Source organism: Thermogutta sp., from assembly GCF_014359955.1.
Taxonomy (GTDB): Bacteria; Planctomycetota; Planctomycetia; order Pirellulales; family Thermoguttaceae; genus Thermogutta.
Genome location: NZ_JACIYL010001085.1, coordinates 1 through 1112, shown reverse-complemented (window position 1 = coordinate 1112; position 1112 = coordinate 1). Strand labels below are relative to the sequence as shown.

Annotated in this window: 1 protein-coding gene; it reads right to left on the bottom strand. The window is 58.1% G+C overall.

Going from position 1 to position 1112, the window contains the following annotated elements; genetic code table 11:
* Positions 1-1112: VCBS repeat-containing protein (locus H5U08_RS19545; RefSeq protein ID WP_297037075.1), on the bottom strand; the 1112-nt coding region annotated here is incomplete at both ends.

Sequence of the window (1112 nt, the reverse complement as noted above, 5' to 3'; positions counted from 1 at the left end):
GTTAATGAGAAGCCCCATAAAGGGGGCGTGGTGGTGATAAGGCTTGACGAGGATGTCCAAATCGCCGTCACCATCGACGTCTGCCAGACGCCCTTCGTGGATTCCCTGTCCCCGGTAAATGACTTCCTCGCGAAAATGGCCTTTTCCATCTCCCCACCAGACAAGGATGCGCGCATCATCCCCAGCTCCCGGGCTCCCCATTTCCCCAATCATGATGTCGAGATGACCGTCGAGGTTGAGGTCGCCTATTTCGCATGTATGACCATGACGAACGGCCCCCAGCACGTGACCCCGCCACTGCTTGCCGTCCCACTCGTACCATTTGGCGTCCCCATCGGCATCGCCTGGAGAAAAGACCACCTCGGCAAAACCACCCGGGATAAGCTGGCCTGCGGCGCACTGTGTGAACCGCATACTGTCGTCAATCGTGTGCGGAACAAACTTCCCGTTGCTGTACTTGAACCACACACCTCCGCCCACAATATCGATGAGCCCGTCGCTATCCACGTCAACCGGTTGGGACGGGAAGCCCTCGTATTCGGCACCGGTGGTCCAACGCAAGATCTCTCTGCGAGGCCACTCGCCGGATGTTTGGGGATTTTTGGGAATATCAAAGAGTAGCAAAGACCGGGCTCCCTGGTTCCAGCTTACGAGTTCGGCGTAACCGTCACCGTCAAAATCGCCAACCGTTTGGTCGTGGTGCTTCTTTCCGCCGGTTGTTTTGATCGGCCGCCGAACCCAAGGATTGTCGAAGTTGGGAAAAGGATTTTCCCACCACCACATCTGGGAGCCGCTTGCATCCTGCCCGAGGATGAGATCCAGGTCTCCGTCGTGGTCAACGTCGAAGGCAACGCCGCCCGCCTCCGGCCGGAGACGCGAGTTATCAATCACGACACGCTGCCATCCCTTATTCGAGTTGCGAAAGAGCACCACGGACGGGGTCTGCGTTCTTTCTCCGACGACGAAGTCGATCCGTCCGTCACCGTCGAAGTCGCCTGGTACGAGACACGTTTGTTGATCGCCAGCATTGGGTAGGGGAAGATCACCGGTCTGACTGCTGATCAGGCGCCAGGGCTCCCCGGCTTGAGCGGCACAGTTACAAATTCCCCACA